We start from the raw sequence: 17,824 nt of genomic DNA, 5'->3' as shown, positions 1-17,824 counted from the left end.
GATGGTCTTTTGCTTTGATGCTTATGAACGTATAAAAACTTAGCTTGTGGATAGGTCACATGGTGTTGCGACATACAGGATGTACTAGTGCAGACGAAGCGACAGGAAGTCGTGGTTTGAGTCTGCTACCAGGACGCCGCGAACTTAGTCTTTCTTCTTACATCAAGGCGCTTGCGCTTTTGTCCTCATTCATCATATTCCTCGATATCCCGCAAAGAAATCTTTTGTTCCTCAGTAAAAGAGCTTGCGTATTTGACATAGCCCTGATCATCCTTTAAATCCTCATCGAACAGATTAGCATTGATATTGACTACATCGTATGTGTACCCTGCAGATTCTAAATCACGCTGCATCTTTTTCATTTCTTCCACAAGCTCTGTTTTAGATAGCTGACCAGCATCCATTAAGACATGAATATACATGGGTTTTTCAAGCTGTAAATCCTTATCCCAGTCAGTTTGAAGAGCGTAGGAGCCCTTCAGAACTTCAAGTTGGACATCGATGTAGACAATCGCTTGAATGTCCTTGAAGATGTCTTGTAACTCAACTGCTGCTTCCTCTTGCCATTTTTCAATTAATGGTTCATCTAAATTAGCATAATAGATTTCATCATAAGTGACAGTTGGTTGAAAGAATCCAGTCACATTAAATTCATAGTTCTCTTGGTCTTCGCCTCCAATTTTGTTTACATCGAAGGAATACCCGCCAATTTTAAAATTGTAAAAGCCTTTATCTGTATTGAATTCCTGGTTTGGATAGGATTCTTGTAAATATTTATTAAGAGTGGAAGCAGCGATCCATTTTGAAAGAGGATTGCCATTAAAAGCGTTATAAAGAATTAATATAGGGAGAACAAGAATCAAAATCAAACTAATGTATATCCATTTTCTCTTCTTTTTCATTTCCATCACCACTTTCTTTTAATTTTAAAGCAAGCAATCCAATTACGCCTCCAATGACCGCAAAAATTAAATGCAGACAGGCTAGGAAGAAAGAGCCAGCCATAGCGTATAAAAAGGTGGATTCATTGGATAAACTATCAACCATCGCCCAAATAAAATTGGGTAAAAAAGCAATCACCCCGACGATCGTCATCCTTCTATAAAATAGGTACGTTATCAATCCGAGAATCGTATAGGTTAAAATAAACCCGAAACTCTCATTTAGTAATGAAGTCTTCATTGCCAAGATAAAAGAAATAGCAATAAAAATAATCTGATAGAAGGATAGCCTAAGATTGATTTTTTTGAGCATTTTCTCATTATCAATGGAAGAATAGATCGGTTCTTGTTCAATTGGCTCTTGTGAAAGGGAGGCAAGCTTTTGGCAATGCTCACAAGACTGTATATGTGATTCCAACCAACGCGCAGTTTCCTCATGTAACAATCCTTCGTTGTATAGGGGGAGCAAATCCTCGACAATATAGCAATCTCTATCCATCAAGTTCCCTCATTTCGTTTTTTAGTTTAATTTTGGCTCGATGAAAGGCAAGGCGCACGTAATTTTCACTTTGACTCACTAACTCACCAATTTCTTTAAAAGATAATTCACCATATAACCGTAAAATCATAATTTCTCTTATGGTAGGAGATAATTCTTTTAAATAGGTTTGAAAACGCTGATGCTCTTCTTTATGAATCATCCATTCTTCCGGAGAAATCTGGTGTTGCTCTGTCTGATTGGTGATTTTATCATTTAGAGAACGTGCATACTTTTTAGAACGGTAATAGGTTTTTAAACGATTATTGGCAATGGAGAAAATCCAGGTTTTTAGCGTCGATTTGCCAGAAAAAGAATGAAACCCTTTGACAGCTTGGTAAAATACATCTTGAGTTAATTCCTCTGCAATGGATTGATTCTGTACTTTTATATAAAAGAAGGCAAAAATCTTAGGCTGAATCTCTGTATATTGCTTTTCGAGCTCTTGCATAATGCCCCCTCCCAATTTCCCTTTTCAATAGTGTAGTAGCATGAGTGAGGATTTCGTTTCAAAGAAATATATGTTAACCATTTTAATATTTTGGTTGACATATAAACTCCATTTCCTTTATTCTTATCTTATATTAAAGGAGAATGAGGTGGAAAGAGTGAATACAGTCACCACGAGGACTCATAATAAGTTAACCGCACTAGATATCACATATGTAGGGATGTTTGCTGCACTGATGATGATTGGTACAAATATTACTTCTTTTGTTCCATTTCTTGTGATAGGAGGAGTTCCTATTACGTTGCAACCTTTTTTTGCCGTATTAGCAGGTGCCTTTATAGGTAGTCGCCTTGGTGCTTTATCGATGGCAGTCTATGCATTTATCGGCTTAATGGGAGCTCCGGTATTTGCTAAGTTTCAGGGAGGATTTGCACAAATTCTCAGTCCGACATTCGGTTTTATTTTAACTTTTATTTTAATGGCCTATATCACCGGGAAGGTCATTGAAAATAGGCAAAGTCTGATTAGCTACATTCTAGCCCCTTTAATCGGTACACTGATTAGTTACATAATTGGAACGAACTGGATGTACATAGCTTATAAAGTATGGGCTCATGCGCCAGAGGCGTTTTCCTATAAACTCGTCTGGATTTGGATGGCCTTTCCATTCCCAAAAGATATTCTTTTAGCGGTGCTTGCCGGTATGTTCGCTCATAGAATGCAAAAGATCGTGAGAAGGAGGTAGGGGGAATGGAAATGCGAAGCTTTGAAGAAATAGCTGCGAGAATTTTGAGTGGGGAAGAGTTATTGGAAGCAGAGGCAATGGCAATATTGCAATGTTCTGATGAGGAACTTCTACCCTTATTGCAAGCGGCATATCAAATTCGAAAGCATTATTTTGGAAAAAAAGTAAAATTAAATATGATTATGAATACGAAGTCAGGTTTATGTCCGGAGAATTGCGGCTATTGTGCTCAATCTATTGTATCGAAAGCGCCAGTAGAAAAATATTCAATGATGAAAAAAGAGGAAATTGTAGCAGGAGCAAGAAGAGCCTATGGATTAAAGGCAGGAACCTATTGTATTGTGGCAAGTGGGCGAGGACCGGCCAACAGAGAGTTGGATATCGTTGTGGAGGCAGTAAAGGAGATCAAGCAGACATACCACCAGATGACAGTTTGTGCATGTTTAGGCCTTTTAAAGCCAGAACAAGCGGAAAGATTAAAAGAAGCCGGGGTTGATCGTTATAACCATAATATCAATACATCCAGCTTTCATCATTCCAATATCACGACTTCCCATACATATGAAGATCGAGTAGATACAGTAGAAACCATTAAACAAGCGGGTATTTCTCCGTGCTCAGGTGTTATTATTGGGATGAAAGAAACGATGGAAGATATAATCGATATGGCACGTAGCTTAAAACAACTTGATGCAGACTCTATTCCTGTTAATTTCTTACATGCGATAGAGGGCACTCCATTAGAAGGAACAGACGAATTGAATCCTCGTTTTTGTTTGAAGGTACTTTGTCTCTTTCGTTTTATCAATCCGCGTAAGGAAATTCGGATTTCCGGGGGAAGAGAAGTAAATTTAAGAAGCCTGCAGCCTCTTGGTCTGTATCCAGCTAATTCGATCTTCGTCGGCGATTATTTGACAACAACAGGCAATGCTGGGTTAACTGATCAACAAATGTTGGAGGATATGGGCTTCGAAATTGAGCTTGTTGAAATGGCCCAGATTTAACAATGATAAAAGGCAACTGAGCAAGCCGCTAAAATGGTTTGCACGGTTGCCTTTTTAATAGAATGGAAATTTCACTTTATAGTTTAAAGGAATTTCCAAAGGTTCCTTCAGACACAGTCTCTTTAAGAGGTCGTCGATCAGATGGCTTTTCGCGTAGTTGGTGCTCTTCTGATAATTCGCTTATTTCTCCTAAATAACCAGCAGCGACAACAGCGTGGAGCTGATAATCAGTAGATATTCCCAGTTCCTCACGAGCTTTATCTCGATTGAAGCCCCCCATGGCATGGGTGATAACTCCCTTTTTGGCTGCTTCTAATGAGAGGAAGCCCCAAGCTGTGCCTGCATCAAAAGCATGGGAAACGCTTGGTCCGCGATCTGTTGAAGTTTTAGACATCACTAAAATAAGGACAGGCGCTTTTTTGCACCAAGTAAGATTGCCTTCATTAATAAATGAGTAGAAGCGGTTACGATCTTCATTTTTTCGTGCAATGATAAATCGCCATGGTTGTATATTAGCTGCAGAAGGTGCCCAGCTTGCTGCTTCTAGTACTCCATTCAGTATCTCTTCAGGAATTTCTTTCTGACTAAATGCCCGTGGTGACCAGCGTTCTAAAAAATTGGATCTATATTATAAATCGCTTTTCGATGATCCTTTGCATTCATATTTGTGTATCCTCCTATAATGTTTCTCAATGAAGCCATCTTCCGTAAGGACGGAAGGAATAGGTTAACCGAACATGCCTATTTTAAAAGGGAAATGTATATTTCATCCGAGTAACGAATCTCTTCGACCATCACAATGGAAGCCTGACCAATCAAAGACTATTCTATCATAAAATTATGGGGTATTTGCTGAAGGCCTTTATATATAGGCGCATTTTCAAGGTTTTAACTTGAATTCACTACTATTTTACTACTTTCTTTGATATGCCTTTGGAGGCCAATGCCGCTATACGAGTACAAAAAGATATTAAGAGGGTATAGCTGAACGTGCCAAGTAGTTGGTATAATGGACACGCAGTATGTATTTACTCTTACATATGTAGCAAGAGCGCCAATGCGGTGCCTTGAACGATGCAGCAAATAAGGAGAAGTCAAATACCGCAGTATAGGAAACGAAGAAACAAATCAACTATTTTGTGAGGTGTCAAAAATGACAGAAAAAGAAAAATCACATGCGGGCATGTTATACCAACCGGGTGACCCTGAACTTGTGGCAGACCGTGATGTAACTGTGAAAAAACTGTACGATTACAATAATATACACCCTTTGGATCACGATGCGCGGCAGGCAGCGATACGCGAATTGTTGGGCAAGACTGGAGACAACTGCGTTGTGGAGCAGCCACTATTCTGTACTTATGGGTATAATACCTCTGTAGGCGATAATTTTTTCCTGAACGTCAACTGTAAACTTATGGATAGCGGAAAAATTACGATCGGAGACAATGTATTTATTGCTCCTAATGTTTGTATCGTAACGGAAAAACACGCAATGGATGTAGAACAACGTCTGGCAGGATTGGAATATGCATCCCCTGTAACGATTGGCGATAATGTGTGGATTTGTACAGGGGCCATAATACTGCCAGGCGTGACGATCGGTGCGAACAGTGTAATTGGCGCGGGAAGTGTTGTTACAAAGGATATCCCGCCGAAGAGCTTAGCTGTTGGGAATCCCTGCAAGGTAATCCGCACATTATAATCTGATTATTTGCATTGCAGCATTTATTATACCGCGTAGATTGGGTTGTATGTTTTTTCTACGCGGAGGCTCAGGCCTTTCCCCGCGGAAAGCATGCCCCGGAACCGCACACCAACTTTTACATGCCTAGAAGAAGGGCTGTCACAGAAAAGCGCAGTTTTCCCTGACTTTCTGGACAGTCCCTTTTTTTCGCCACAGCATGATCCCGAGAGCTGTTTATATTTGCCTTCGTGTTACTGAATACTCTTTTATCCACTCCGCAATATCCTCAATAGGTGGCTTCTCTCCCACTAAAAAAACAGTGTAGTTTTCTGCTTCTTTTTGGGGCACAAGAAATTGATACCCATTTAACCACAAAAACTGTTTCAAACAAGCGAAACCAGTTCTTTTATTAGCATTATGGAAAGCATGGTTTTGAGAAATACTGGCATATAACGCCGCAGCTTTTTCGAATATTGTTAGGTAGGCGTCATCGCCAAAAGCCGATTGTTGAGGTCTTCCCAATGCACTTAGCAATAAATGTCTATCCTTGACCCCTACTTGCTCTTTAGGCGTATATTTCTTAATAACGGCCGCATTTATGATGATGGCCTCTTTTTCAGTTAAATATCGAGGATTAAATTGATCTTTTGCCATCATCTATTCGCAAGATTTCTTAACGTATCATCATAATTTTCAAATAGGTCTTGTAAGCCGTCTAAAAAATCTTGATCGATGTCGGTTAGAACATCTACATTCAAATCTTTGGATTTTTTAACGGATACGCTGCCATCTTCCTCAAATTCAAATTTTATGCCATCGCCTTGTTGTGCCTTTAAGTGTTTCAACACTTCAGGCGGAAGTGTTACTCCAAGACTATTACCGATTTTTGTTATTTTTCTTTCCACTTGTTTCACCGCCATTTCGTCTCCTCCTATCTTATCCAAAACGGCAAAAATTATAATGTACTAACCGTTATAACTATTTGCATTTATTATAACGAAAAAAGATCTGGTAAGTCAATAAATTAAAAACCCATACTGGTTAGTGTGGGTTTAGGTTATGTTATAAGTATTATATACAAAGTCTGGCTGTTCTGTCTTTAGATGAATTCCTTTCCTTCAGGTTTGGCGTTGCACTCTTTTGTGATTGTCTGGTAATCGTTGTTTTTCGGCCCTACTTCATTTGTTCCAATCGTCTCAGATCATTTTTATACGCATTTATGGCTCATCTTGACCTGGAAAAAAACAGTTTAAAGGACTAAAAAAATCCCTATCAGGACCGATAGGGATCTTTTTAGTACAAGTTTAGATAACACCTTGCATAATCATAGCATCTGCAACTTTTACAAAGCCTGCAATATTAGAGCCGACAACTAGGTTGCCAGAATAGCCATATTCTTCTGAAGCGCGCATGCTGTTTTGGTAAATATCAACCATAATTTCTTTTAATTGTGCATCCACCTTTTCAAATGACCATGGAATACGTGAGCTATTTTGAGCCATTTCAAGTGCAGAAACAGCAACGCCACCAGCATTCGCAGCCTTTCCTGGAGCAAATAAAATCTTGTTTTCCAAAAATACATCAACGGCCCCAAGATCAGATGGCATATTCGCACCTTCTCCAACAGCTTTTACGCCATTAGAGACAAGGATCTTTGCAGATTCCTCATTAATCTCATTTTGTGTCGCACATGGAAGAGCTATATCACAAGGAATAGTCCAGATATTTTCACTACCTTCATGGTATTCCGCATGAGGATGTTCTTTCACATATTCACAAATTCGGCATCTTTCAACCTCTTTTAGTCTCTTTAAAGTATCAAGGCAGATGCCATTTTCATCATAAATATACCCATTAGAATCACTGCATGCGACAACCTTCGCACCGTATTCTTGCGCTTTTTCAATCGCATAGATCGAAACATTCCCTGAGCCGGAAACAACTACCGTGCTGCCAGAAAAGCCTAGATCCTGATCGCGTAGCATTTCTTCAACAAAATAAACCGTACCATAGCCGGTTGCTTCTGTACGACCAAGGCTACCACCATAATCTACACTTTTTCCTGTTAGTACTCCTGCATCAAAATGTCCACGTAATCGTTTATACTGACCAAACATATAGCCAATTTCACGAGCGCCTACACCGATATCACCAGCAGGAACGTCCACATCAGATCCGATGTATCGTGAAAGTTCTGTCATAAAGCTTTGTGTAAAGCGCATGACTTCAGCATCTGACTTTCCTTTAGGATCGAAGTCCGAGCCGCCTTTTCCTCCTCCAATCGCTTGGTTCGTTAATGCGTTTTTAAAGATTTGTTCAAAACCTAAAAATTTTATAATACTGGCATTAACAGATGGATGAAAGCGTAGACCGCCTTTGTAAGGACCAATTGCGCTATTAAACTGAACACGAAAACCACGATTGACTTGCACCTTGCCTTGATCATCTACCCATGGCACTCGAAATGAAATTAATCTTTCGGGTTCCACTACTCTTTCTAGAATATTGTGCTCGATATATTTGGGATTTTTCGCAAACACTGGGGTTAGTGATTGAAAGATTTCCTTAACTGCTTGAAGAAACTCTTCTTCGTGAGGGCCGCGTTTAACTACCGTTTCGTATACGTTATCGATATAGCTTTTTGCCGATTGCATATTTTGATTTGTTCCATTCATATTTGTCACCATCGCCATTTTTTCCACTCCTTTACTACATTCATTAATATAGAGGTTGTTCAAAAAGTCCGGTAAAAATAACACTTCGTGATAAAGGGTCTTCTACTAAGTAACGCCATATTTGTGACAAAACGTCAAATTCACTACACACGTATAAGTTCGTTAGCTTTTCCACTGCTTGCCTCGAACTTTCGATGTGCAGGACGTCAGCGCTTTTCATGACATGATCCTTTTATCTGTCTTTCTGAACAAGAATTACTAACAAAAGTAAGCAAACTCGAACTAGAAATGTTGTTAAGAGATATTTTATCTTTTATAATTAATCTAAACAATATAGATATTAGATAATATCAATATCGTATTGATATTAATCGCGGAAAGGGGTGGTATTTTGGAATTAAGACAGATTCAATATTTTATTGAAGTTGCTAAGCGCGAACATATGACTGATGCGGCTGATGCCTTGCATGTCGCACAATCTGCAGTCAGTCGGCAAATTGTAAACTTGGAGACTGAGCTGGGTGTAAACCTTTTTATTCGAGAAGGTAGAAATATCCGTCTGACACATATTGGACAAATGTTTTTGAAAAAAATGGAACAGGCAATGGATGTAATCGAACAAGCAAAACGGGAAATTGAAGAAAATCTCGATCCAAAAAAGGGAACGGTCCGTATTGGTTTTCCGAGTAGCCTTTCTGCCTATCTATTGCCTTCTGTTGTTTCTGCTTTCAGAAAAGATTCTCCAGATGTTAATTTTCAACTTCACCAAGGTGCCTATTATAATTTAATCGACAGTGTGATCAGAGGTGACATTGACATGGCTCTTTTAGGTCCTGTTCCCAAGGAAGAGCCTCGTGTAAAAAGCGAAATTCTTTTTCTAGAAAATCTTGTCGCATTATTACCATCTAACCATCCTTTAGCGAAAAAAAAATCGATTTCCTTAGACGATTTAAGAAACGATGCTTTTATTTTATCACCTCAAGGCTATATTTTACGCGATTTGGTTGTAAATGCCTGTAAACAGCATGGATTTGAACCTCAGGTCGGATTTGAAGGCATGGATATTGATGCCATTAAAGGACTTGTCTCTGCTGGCCTAGGTGTAACATTACTTCCAGAAATTACGTTAATTGATAGCTTGCCAAGAGCGACCGCCAAAGTAGAAATTGATGAACCGAGAGTGACCCGGACAGTCGGGGTTATTATTCCCAAGGACCGAGCGCTCATGCCTACGGAGTTGCTTTTTTACCAATTTATTAGAGCTTTCTTTGATCGTTTAAGTGGTTATCAATAACTATATAACTATTCGTAGTGACTTTTTACCCTTTTATGGCAAAGTTAAACAAACTTTTTTAATATGATTTAAAAAGACAAAGAATAATGCTTTTGCTATACTTAGAACAAACTTTATATGGAAAGGAAAACGGGAATGAACTTAAAATATCGTGGGAAAACAAAAGATGTGTATGAATTAGAAAATGGCCATTATCTGTTGAAATTTAAGGACGATGTAACAGGGGAAGACGGTGTATTTGATCCGGGAGCCAATACGGTGGGTCTGCAAATTGAGGGAGCCGGTAAAGCAGGTTTAAAGCTAACAAAGCACTTTTTTGAGATCCTTCGAGAGCAGGAAATTCCCACTCATTATGTGGATGCTCATCTTGATGAGGCGGAAATGATCGTAAAGCCCGCTGCGATTTTTGGAGCGGGATTAGAAGTCATTTGCCGTTATAAAGCAACGGGAAGTTTTATGAAACGATATGGAAAATATGCGACGGAAGGCCAAAATCTTGGTGGTTTTGTCGAAGTTACATTAAAGGATGATGAACGTCAGGATCCACCGATTAGCGCGGATGCGCTTGAGTTATTAGGTATTCTGTCATTAAATGAATATGCTCAGTTAAAAGCACTCACGAAGCAAATTGGTGCTGTAGTGAAAAAGGAGCTTTTGAATAAAGGAATCGAATTGTATGATATTAAATTTGAGTTCGGTAAGACCGAAGCAGGCGAGATGATGTTAATTGACGAGATTTCTGGTGGCAACATGCGTGCCTATAAAGATGGAGTGTATATTGAACCATTAGCATTGGAAAAATTAATGAATGAAGCTTAATATTTGATTTGCTACTTTCTTCGATAGGTTATGAAGAAGTGGGAAAGGAGCATGTATGAATTCAGCTTTTACAAAGCGGATAAAAAAGAGAAGTCTTACGATTATCTTAGTTTTGGTGATCATTTCACTCTTTATCCCGACTCCATATTATCTTTACCAACCTGGCTCAGTAGAAGAATTGAGCTCAAAAGTTACTGTGGAAGGTGGAGAGAAAGACCTTACAGGAAATTTACACCTGACGACAGTATTATCTATGAGGGCGAGTAATATTTATTATTTAGCCTATGGATGGTTAGCCCCCAATACAGATATGCGGAAGGTGAAAGAAGTAAGAGGAGATATGACGGATGATGAATATAATCGTTTGTTAAAGCATATGATGGAAAGTTCGCAAAATCACGCTTTTGCGGCTGGTTTACGTGCTGCTGGAGAAAAGGTGGAAATAAAGCCAACAGGTGTGTTTGTGCGGGATATTCGAGAAGATACCGATGCAAAAGGAAAGCTCGAAATTGGTGATGTGATTCAGCAAATAGATGACCAAAAAGTAGAGGATGCACAAACCTTTCTTGATTATTTATCACATAAAAAAGCAGGGGAAATTGTTGAATTACAATTTCACCGAGAAGGGGCAATCAAAAAGGAAAAAATTAAGCTTGTGCCACTAACTAATAGTACAAATCAGGCCGGACTTGGAATCGTTTCTGAGAATGAATTTAATATTACCCCGTCAAGACAAATTAGCATTGATGCTGGAGATATCGGGGGGCCATCTGCAGGATTGATGTTTTCCTTAGAGATCTATAATCAGATATCTCAAAAACATCTTACCAAAGGATATGAGATAGCCGGGACAGGCGAAATTGATATGGACGGGCATGTCGGACAAATTGGCGGCATTCGTGAGAAAATTACAGCTGTTGAAAAAGCTGGTATGGATATTTTCTTCTGTCCAGCCGATATTCATCCCTATGATTCAAACGAAAGGGATGTATTGGATAAAGCAGAAAAAGAAGGATATAAAGTAAAGATCGTTCCAGTTAAAACCTTGCAAGAGGCGATTGATTATTTGGAGAAACTACCAGCTAAGAAATAAGTTCATCCCCAACTTCTAATGAAATCATGAATGGGAACGAAAGCGAGGGAATAAGATGAAATTCAAAATGAAAAAATTCCTTGTTTTATTATTAACAGTTGGCTGTTTGCTATATGCAGCAAGTCCAGCGCTAGCCGCCAATGATGATGATGTAATTGATGAGAAACTTGGACTTCCAATTGTTGTTTATGGTGAAACACTGACAGATTCTCAAAAGGAGGAAGTCAGAAAGATCTTGAAAGTGAAAAACCCTGATAATGTAGAGGAAATCATTGTGACAGCGGACGACTTGGCACGCCTAATTGACGGCAATCCGAATTCGAGAATGTATTCCTCTGCAAAAATTACTTTACAAGATAAAGGAAAAGGGCTCGTTATTAAAAGAGTTACACCAGAAAACATTACAGAAGTAACAGAAGAGATGTATGCTAATGCAATGCTAACAGCGGGTGTGGAAAATGCGGTTGTGGAAGTCGCCTCCCCTGTAGCCGTTACGGGGCATTCTGCACTAGTTGGGATTTATAAGGCTTATGAATCTCGCGGCCAAGAGTTAGACAAGGGAAGAATGGAAGTAGCCAATGAAGAGCTTGATATCGCTACTGAACTTGCGGACAAAGAAGGCATGAATGATGAAAAAGTCGGCGAGCTTTTAACAGAAATTAAAAAACAAATTGCTGATCAAAACCCGGTCACAAGAGAAGAAGTAGAGCAAATTGTTGAAGAGCAATTAAGTAAAATGGAAATTCAATTAAGTGATAAAGATCGGCAATTACTTATTGATCTTTTTGAAAAAATGCGTTCTTTAGACATTGACTTCGACAATGTGAAACAACAACTAGAAGATATTTCAAAGGATATTAAGAACAAGCTTCAAGATGTTGTTGGAGATGAAGGTTTCTGGGATAGTGTTAGCAATTTCTTCAAAAATTTATTTGAATCTATTGCTAGTTTTTTTAAGGGATGATCTTTAAACAGTGAGAGTAGAGACAGAAAAAGAGGCTGGAACAAAAGTGTTTTCACTGAAGATAAAACCGAACTACTAGGTGCATATACCCCGCTCTGGAAATATATTTCACTTTCTGCGGGCGGCTGATGAGCCTCCTCAGGCCTACAGAGTTTAGGTCACGAAGGCGTTGAGAACTAGTTCTGGTTCAGCGGCGTTGGTCACAGGATGTGACCGTTATAGCCTGCCTACCGCTGGAAGCTCCCCTGCTAAAATGCATTGTTTGTTTTGGAATTTAGCATTTTAGTCATGTTCCAGCTTCTTTTTTTGAAAGTAAGAAAAGAGTCAGTTTGTTTACGTATATATTTTAAACAAATGTATTCGATATCAAGCTTAAGGCGTCATCGACACAGTAAGGTTTGTTTTTTATAACAGTATAAGCAAGAAAACAGCAACGACAATATAAAAGCATGGTACTTGATATCCTTGAGTAAGAATGTACACGATTACAGAAGGCTTTTTAGAGGGTGTTGAATTATATTCAGTTTCTAGAGGATTCAAACAAAACTACATTCATGAGGCTTGACTTTAGTATTGATGAGAGGGACAAACTCTAAAATAAAGGGTTTTTTATACTAAATATAGTATATAATTAATAAGCCGTTTTTCTTACAATAAAAATGAATGCGCTTACTAAATGAGAATAATCTATTATGCAAACGTTATCATACTGCTGTATAAAAGACAGAAAGGGAGGGGATTGATCAGAAATTTATATTACTAAAAAGTCATATGTCTTTGTTAAAGTGTGGTCAAGGAGTTAGCAAAAAAGCGATTAGGACTAATGCCTAAATTGCATGTTTACACTAAGTCTTTTTTTATCACCATCTATTGCGTGTTTTGTAAAATACTTGTTTGTTTCTTTTACCGCACAGCTATTGAAATGATTATGAAGAGGGAGATATGTCAATGAGAAAATCTTGGTGCATTATTATTCTATTGATCGTTTCAGTTACCATGTTCGTTGGTTGCTCAATTAATAGTAATCCTCAAAAAACAGATAGTGAAGAAGGAAATAATGAAACTGACCGTAACATTGGAGAACTTTTTGAAATAATTCCAGATATTGAGGGAGAGATCAATTTTTGGACATGGACGCCTGATATATATGAGAAGGTAGTAGAAGCTTTTAATAAAGATTATCCAGATATCAAAGTGAATGTGATTGAAGTGGAATTTGGAGAACTACACGATAAGTTACAAACAACTTTGGCTGCAGGGAAAGGTTCTCCAGATGTATCACAAGTAGAACAAGGGCAATTTGCCAGATACTCAACTGGAGATTTATTAGAGGACTTGTTACAAGCTCCATATGATGCAGGGCAATATCAAGAACTTGTCTCTGATTATAATTGGGAACGCTGGAAATCAGTGGATGGGAAAAGGCTTGTCGGAATGCCTTGGGATATTACGCCTGGGATTTTTTATTATCGAGAAGATATTTATGAACAAATGGGACTGCCAAGTGACCCCGAAGAGTTGGGGGAATATTTACGAGATAAGGACAATTTATTAAATGCAGCGCAAACTTTAGCAGCAAATGATATTTATATGTATGATTGGCAAGACTTACCAGCAGTTCAATATGGCGATTCAATCGGATATTTTGATTCTGATTATAACTGGGTTCGAAATAATGACAAGATGGTTGAACTATTCGATATTGTCAAACAAGGAATTCAAATTGGTTGGGCGCCACAGCTATCAGGACTTTTTTCAGATGAGGGAAAACAATTAATGAAACAAGGGAAAATTGCTTCCATTGCTATGGGCAGTTTTGGTGCTCGTGATTTGGAAGCAATTTTGCCTGAACAAGCTGGAAAGTGGCGAGCAGCAAGAATGCCATTGGATGTGAATGTGGGACTTGGCGGATCTTCATTTGTGATTCCTTCCCAAGGCGAAAATAAAGATGCAGCATGGGCGTTTGTAGAATGGATCACGCTCTCAGAAGAATCGTGGAAGGAATTTGTTGAACACTCGGTACAACCCTCTTTTTCACATATCATATCCTTGCCATGGTATCAGGAACATACAAATGAGTTTCTAGGTGATCAGGAAGATTATAAACTTTATAGTTCCATTGATGAAAATATCCCTGTTAGACGATTAACGCCTCTTGATGGGGCCGCATGGGGTCATTATATTGACGGTCTTAATGAATCCATTGAAAATAACATTGACTCGAAAACGAGTTTAGACCAAATCGAAGAAAATGCCATGAAAGAGTTAGCAAGTGAGATTGATAAATTAAAAGAGGAAATGGAGAAGGCAGAATAATATAAATAATACGGAGATGGAGGGCTCTCACTTTCACGGAGACCTCCATTTTATCGTTGAACTATAATCCATTTCCAAGAGAATCTGAAGCTGTTTTAATAGAACCTATTCATTAATACTTAATCCGAAAGAAGTCAGACCCTTCAAATAATCCGCAAGAGGGATAAGTAGCCCACGCCATTCATAAATGTTCCTCTTAACTTCACTTCCTCTCGTTATCTAATGTTTGATTTCTGTGTTTCTCTATTCCAGCTTATTTATTGTAAACGTTATCCTTCATCATCAACATAAAAAACTTGAATAGGAATGGAGAATTGAATAAAATGGATTAGATAGATTGCAATCAATTGAGGAATCACTAGTTCATCATATATATTATTTGAATATGTAACCGATAACATATATTTTGCGAAATTAAGAGGAGACGATGGTATGCATAAAGTAACAATCAAAGATATAGCACGAGAATCGGGAGTTTCGACAGCAACTGTCTCTAGAGTGCTCAGCAATAGAGGATATGCAAGCGAAGAAATAAAAGAAAAAGTACGTTCTGTAGCCGATCAATTAAATTATCAGCCTAATGCTATTGCAAGAAGTTTAAAGATGGATCGAACTAATACCATTGGAATAGTCATTCCAGATATATCAAACTCGTATTTTATGAAGATTTCCCGTGGAATCGAGGATACCTTAGCTGAAATTGGTTATAGCTTATTATTTGTTAGTGGTGATGAAAACTCGAATAAAGAGCAGAAAGTGATGAAAGTTTTACTGGAAAAACGCGTTGATGCTATTGTTCTAGCAACTTCCGGTGAAAACGAAGAAATTATTAAAAAAATTAACCATTCAGGTGTGCCGGTTATTCTTATCGATAGGAAGTTAGAAAGTGATGAATTGGAATTGGATTTAATTGAAGAGGATAATATTGAAGGTGCATACCAGCTAACAAAATATTTAATCGACCAAGGACATAAGAAAATAGGTATTGTCAACGGTTCTTTGGGTGTTAGCACTGGCCGAGAAAGATATGCGGGATACAAAAGGGCACTGACGGAATATAATTTGGAATTAGACGAAAATATGGTATTCAATGGCAGTTTTACTGAAGAAGATGGTTCTAATGCCGTTTCCCATTTCCTTCATAAATTGGAAAAACCGACAGCGATCCTATCGGTTAATAACACGATGACTTTTGGCGTGCTCTTGCAGTTAACAAAAATGGGATATACAATCCCAAATGATATGGTTGTTGCTTCATATGGTGAAGTGGAGGCAGCCCAGTTGTTAAGACCATCAGGGATAATTTATGTAAAACAACAACCTTATGAAATGGGTGTTCGAACGGGGGAAATTCTGATCGAACGATTATTAAATAAAAGACAAATTCCAACTCATAAAAAATTTAATCCAAAATTAATTATCACATAATTGGTAATGTATAATACTGGTTCCTTTTTTCATAGTAACGAGACGGAAAAGGGAACAAATCTTGAAAAAAGAAGAGCTTGATTTAAGATGTGGGGAACTTATTATGTGGTGGAGTTTCAAAAGAAGATTTCCAGTTCTGGAACAAGCATTGGCCCAAACCTCTTCTATTCGTAAAGAAAACAGGCGTTTTATCGTAACAGCGTGAACTTATTTTAGAGGATTGACGGTGGAGGTAAGAAAGTTTACCATTCGTGTAAACGACTACCATGCAAGGAGAGGGGACATATACTTGAATATAATCTATTAATTTGCCATATTCATAATGAATAGAGGACCGATTTTTTCAATTAGAGGCAGTAAAAAATATCATAGATAACAGAAATTGTAAAAAGTAAATAAATGACTTGAAAAGGAGGATGATGTATAATATGATGGTGTAAACGATTACATAAATATTTGTTTTTGAAAATGTTGAATGCTATTGATACAGAATTCTATGACTGGATTGTTTTCTAAATGATTTTTTTAAAAAGAATCAAATTGAGAAATAGAATCGTAGTATGTTGACTTGATCGTTTAGATAAAATATGACAGTTGAAACATTTTCTTGTAAATGTAATCGCTCTTTTAAAGACTATAATAAGATAATGGAGGAATGAAACCATGAGTGAATTTAATGGATTAGGGATGGGACTTGGTAATCTATCAAGAGTGTCAAAAGCGAAAACACGCTCTATCAGTGCAGAGAACTTTACAGGCGAAAAAGGGAAGGGAGCGATGGCCACAGAAGGAACAGGTGCTGGGCCGGCGCGAGAGCTTGGGAAAGGTTGGAAGGTATCCCCCTCAATAATGCTTCAACCAGGTAACACCGTGACATTAGCAGAAATTGAAGGACCTGGCGTGATTCAAAGCATGTGGATGACCTGCTTTCCCGCGCACTGGCGAAATACGATCATTCGTATGTATTGGGATGGAGAAGAAACGCCTTCAGTCGAGGTACCATATGGGGACTTTTTCTGTAATGGCTGGTGTGAGCGAATCAATATCAATTCCTTACCTATTTCCGTCAATCCAGCAGGTGGAATGAACTCCTATTGGGAGATGCCTTTTAGAAAATCGGCAAAAATCACCATTGAAAATAGAGATCACGTTGAATATCCGTTATATTACCAAATTAACTACGCTTTAACTGAAATTCCTGAAGATATGGCTTATTTTCATGCTCAATGGAGAAGAAGTAATCCTGTTCAATATAAAGATGTTCATACATTAGTAGATGGTATTAAGGGGATAGGCCATTATGTTGGAACTTATCTTGCTTGGCAAGTAAATAGTAATGGTTGGTGGGGAGAGGGAGAAATCAAGTTTTATATGGACGGAGATAAAGAGTATCCGACCATAGTCAGCACTGGAACAGAGGATTATTTTGGAGGTGCTTGGAACTTTGAGCATCCCCAAGGTGAATACGGGACATTTTCAACGCCATTCCTTGGTTTACCGCAAGTCATCAAACCTGATGGCCTGTATCGTAGTCAACAGCGATTTGGAATGTACAGATGGCATATTATGGACCCAATTCGTTTTGAAGAAGAGTTGAAAGTGACAATTCAAGCTTTAGGGTGGCGCTCTGAAGGAAGATACCTTCCATTGCAGGATGATATTGCCTCAACCACCTTTTGGTATCAATTAGAGCCTCACGTGGAGTTTCCTAAACTTCCAAGTAAGGATGAACTGGAAGTGATTTAAGTATGGATACAAAATAGAAATAATGAAGATACCTAATATCTGGTTCACTCATCAAAAAGAAAGCAATGGGGGCGGAACATTCCCATTCGCCCTCACGAAGAATTCATTATCAAGCAACCTAAA

18 protein-coding genes are annotated in these 17,824 nt (G+C 38.3%); 11 read left to right on the top strand and 7 right to left on the bottom strand.

Going from position 1 to position 17,824, the window contains the following annotated elements:
- Window positions 1–185 precede the first annotated feature (185 nt).
- Genes KI375_RS01940 through KI375_RS01930 form a run of 3 tightly spaced genes read right to left on the bottom strand, consistent with a single transcriptional unit; the run spans window position 186 to window position 1,930 of the window.
- Window positions 186–902, bottom strand: coding sequence for a YfjL-like protein (locus tag KI375_RS01940; RefSeq protein WP_212971846.1), 717 nt, complete (start codon window positions 900–902; stop codon window positions 186–188).
- A complete protein-coding gene (locus KI375_RS01935; protein WP_244852174.1) occupies window positions 871–1,440 on the bottom strand; it encodes a zf-HC2 domain-containing protein in 570 nt (189 codons plus the stop codon). The genes KI375_RS01940 and KI375_RS01935 overlap by 32 nt, the downstream gene beginning before the upstream one ends.
- Complete coding sequence (locus tag KI375_RS01930; protein ID WP_212971844.1) at window positions 1,433–1,930, bottom strand: RNA polymerase sigma factor; 498 nt, start codon at window positions 1,928–1,930, stop codon at window positions 1,433–1,435. Before KI375_RS01930 ends, KI375_RS01935 begins: the two co-directional genes overlap by 8 nt.
- Window positions 1,931–2,087: 157 nt before the next feature.
- On the opposite strand from KI375_RS01930, the gene KI375_RS01925 reads away from it, so the two are divergent.
- Together KI375_RS01925 and bioB are read left to right on the top strand one after the other, a co-directional pair.
- Window positions 2,088–2,675, top strand: a complete 588-nt coding sequence (locus tag KI375_RS01925) for a biotin transporter BioY (RefSeq protein ID WP_374706776.1) — start codon at window positions 2,088–2,090, stop codon at window positions 2,673–2,675.
- 11 nt (window positions 2,676–2,686) lie between these two features.
- Window positions 2,687–3,679 carry a biotin synthase BioB gene (gene bioB / locus KI375_RS01920; RefSeq protein WP_212972011.1) on the top strand — a complete coding sequence of 331 codons (993 nt, stop codon included), beginning with the start codon at window positions 2,687–2,689 and terminating at the stop codon, window positions 3,677–3,679.
- 76 nt (window positions 3,680–3,755) lie between these two features.
- On the opposite strand, the gene KI375_RS01915 is transcribed toward bioB, so the two are convergent.
- Window positions 3,756–4,238: a nitroreductase family protein gene (locus KI375_RS01915; RefSeq protein WP_306419762.1), complete on the bottom strand. Its 483-nt coding sequence runs from the start codon at window positions 4,236–4,238 to the stop codon at window positions 3,756–3,758.
- A 594-nt stretch (window positions 4,239–4,832) separates the two neighbouring features.
- Here KI375_RS01915 and KI375_RS01910 point away from each other — a divergent pair.
- Window positions 4,833–5,384: a sugar O-acetyltransferase gene (locus tag KI375_RS01910; RefSeq protein WP_212971843.1), complete on the top strand. Its 552-nt coding sequence runs from the start codon at window positions 4,833–4,835 to the stop codon at window positions 5,382–5,384.
- A 216-nt stretch (window positions 5,385–5,600) separates the two neighbouring features.
- Here KI375_RS01910 and KI375_RS01905 read toward each other — a convergent pair whose 3' ends face one another.
- The 3 genes from KI375_RS01905 to gdhA form a co-directional block, all read right to left on the bottom strand.
- Window positions 5,601–6,020, bottom strand: coding sequence for a type II toxin-antitoxin system death-on-curing family toxin (locus tag KI375_RS01905; RefSeq protein ID WP_212971842.1), 420 nt, complete (start codon window positions 6,018–6,020; stop codon window positions 5,601–5,603).
- On the bottom strand, window positions 6,020–6,286 hold the full coding sequence (locus KI375_RS01900) for an AbrB/MazE/SpoVT family DNA-binding domain-containing protein (protein WP_212971841.1): 267 nt from the start codon (window positions 6,284–6,286) through the stop codon (window positions 6,020–6,022). Before KI375_RS01900 ends, KI375_RS01905 begins: the two co-directional genes overlap by 1 nt.
- Before the next feature lie 384 nt (window positions 6,287–6,670).
- Window positions 6,671–8,041 carry an NADP-specific glutamate dehydrogenase gene (gene gdhA, locus KI375_RS01895; RefSeq protein WP_374706791.1) on the bottom strand — a complete coding sequence of 457 codons (1,371 nt, stop codon included), beginning with the start codon at window positions 8,039–8,041 and terminating at the stop codon, window positions 6,671–6,673.
- A gap of 391 nt (window positions 8,042–8,432) precedes the next feature.
- Between gdhA and gltC the strand changes: the two genes are divergently transcribed.
- From gltC to KI375_RS01855, 8 genes are all read left to right on the top strand, one after another.
- Window positions 8,433–9,335, top strand: coding sequence for a glutamate biosynthesis transcriptional regulator GltC (gene gltC, locus KI375_RS01890; RefSeq protein WP_212971840.1), 903 nt, complete (start codon window positions 8,433–8,435; stop codon window positions 9,333–9,335).
- A 135-nt stretch (window positions 9,336–9,470) separates the two neighbouring features.
- On the top strand, window positions 9,471–10,154 hold the full coding sequence (locus KI375_RS01885; RefSeq protein ID WP_212971839.1) for a phosphoribosylaminoimidazolesuccinocarboxamide synthase: 684 nt from the start codon (window positions 9,471–9,473) through the stop codon (window positions 10,152–10,154).
- A gap of 55 nt (window positions 10,155–10,209) precedes the next feature.
- Window positions 10,210–11,247 carry a SepM family pheromone-processing serine protease gene (locus tag KI375_RS01880; protein ID WP_212971838.1) on the top strand — a complete coding sequence of 346 codons (1,038 nt, stop codon included), beginning with the start codon at window positions 10,210–10,212 and terminating at the stop codon, window positions 11,245–11,247.
- A gap of 55 nt (window positions 11,248–11,302) precedes the next feature.
- Complete coding sequence (locus KI375_RS01875; RefSeq protein WP_212971837.1) at window positions 11,303–12,211, top strand: DUF1002 domain-containing protein; 909 nt, start codon at window positions 11,303–11,305, stop codon at window positions 12,209–12,211.
- Window positions 12,212–13,159: 948 nt separating this feature from the next.
- Window positions 13,160–14,527 (top strand): ABC transporter substrate-binding protein, encoded by a 1,368-nt coding sequence (locus KI375_RS01870; protein ID WP_212971836.1) that lies wholly within the window; start codon window positions 13,160–13,162, stop codon window positions 14,525–14,527.
- Between the two features lie 432 nt (window positions 14,528–14,959).
- Window positions 14,960–15,955, top strand: a complete 996-nt coding sequence (locus KI375_RS01865) for a LacI family DNA-binding transcriptional regulator (protein ID WP_212971835.1) — start codon at window positions 14,960–14,962, stop codon at window positions 15,953–15,955.
- Window positions 15,956–16,016: 61 nt separating this feature from the next.
- Window positions 16,017–16,160: a hypothetical protein gene (locus KI375_RS01860; protein ID WP_212971834.1), complete on the top strand. Its 144-nt coding sequence runs from the start codon at window positions 16,017–16,019 to the stop codon at window positions 16,158–16,160.
- Window positions 16,161–16,618: 458 nt separating this feature from the next.
- Complete coding sequence (locus KI375_RS01855) at window positions 16,619–17,701, top strand: glycoside hydrolase family 172 protein (RefSeq protein ID WP_212971833.1); 1,083 nt, start codon at window positions 16,619–16,621, stop codon at window positions 17,699–17,701.
- Window positions 17,702–17,824 lie beyond the last annotated feature (123 nt).

This window comes from Bacillus sp. J14TS2 (genome assembly GCF_018333015.1).
In the GTDB taxonomy this organism is placed as follows: Bacteria; Bacillota; Bacilli; order Bacillales; family Bacillaceae_C; genus Lederbergia.
The sequence above is the reverse complement of the archived record's forward strand: the minus strand, read 5'-3'. Positions and strand labels throughout refer to the sequence as shown.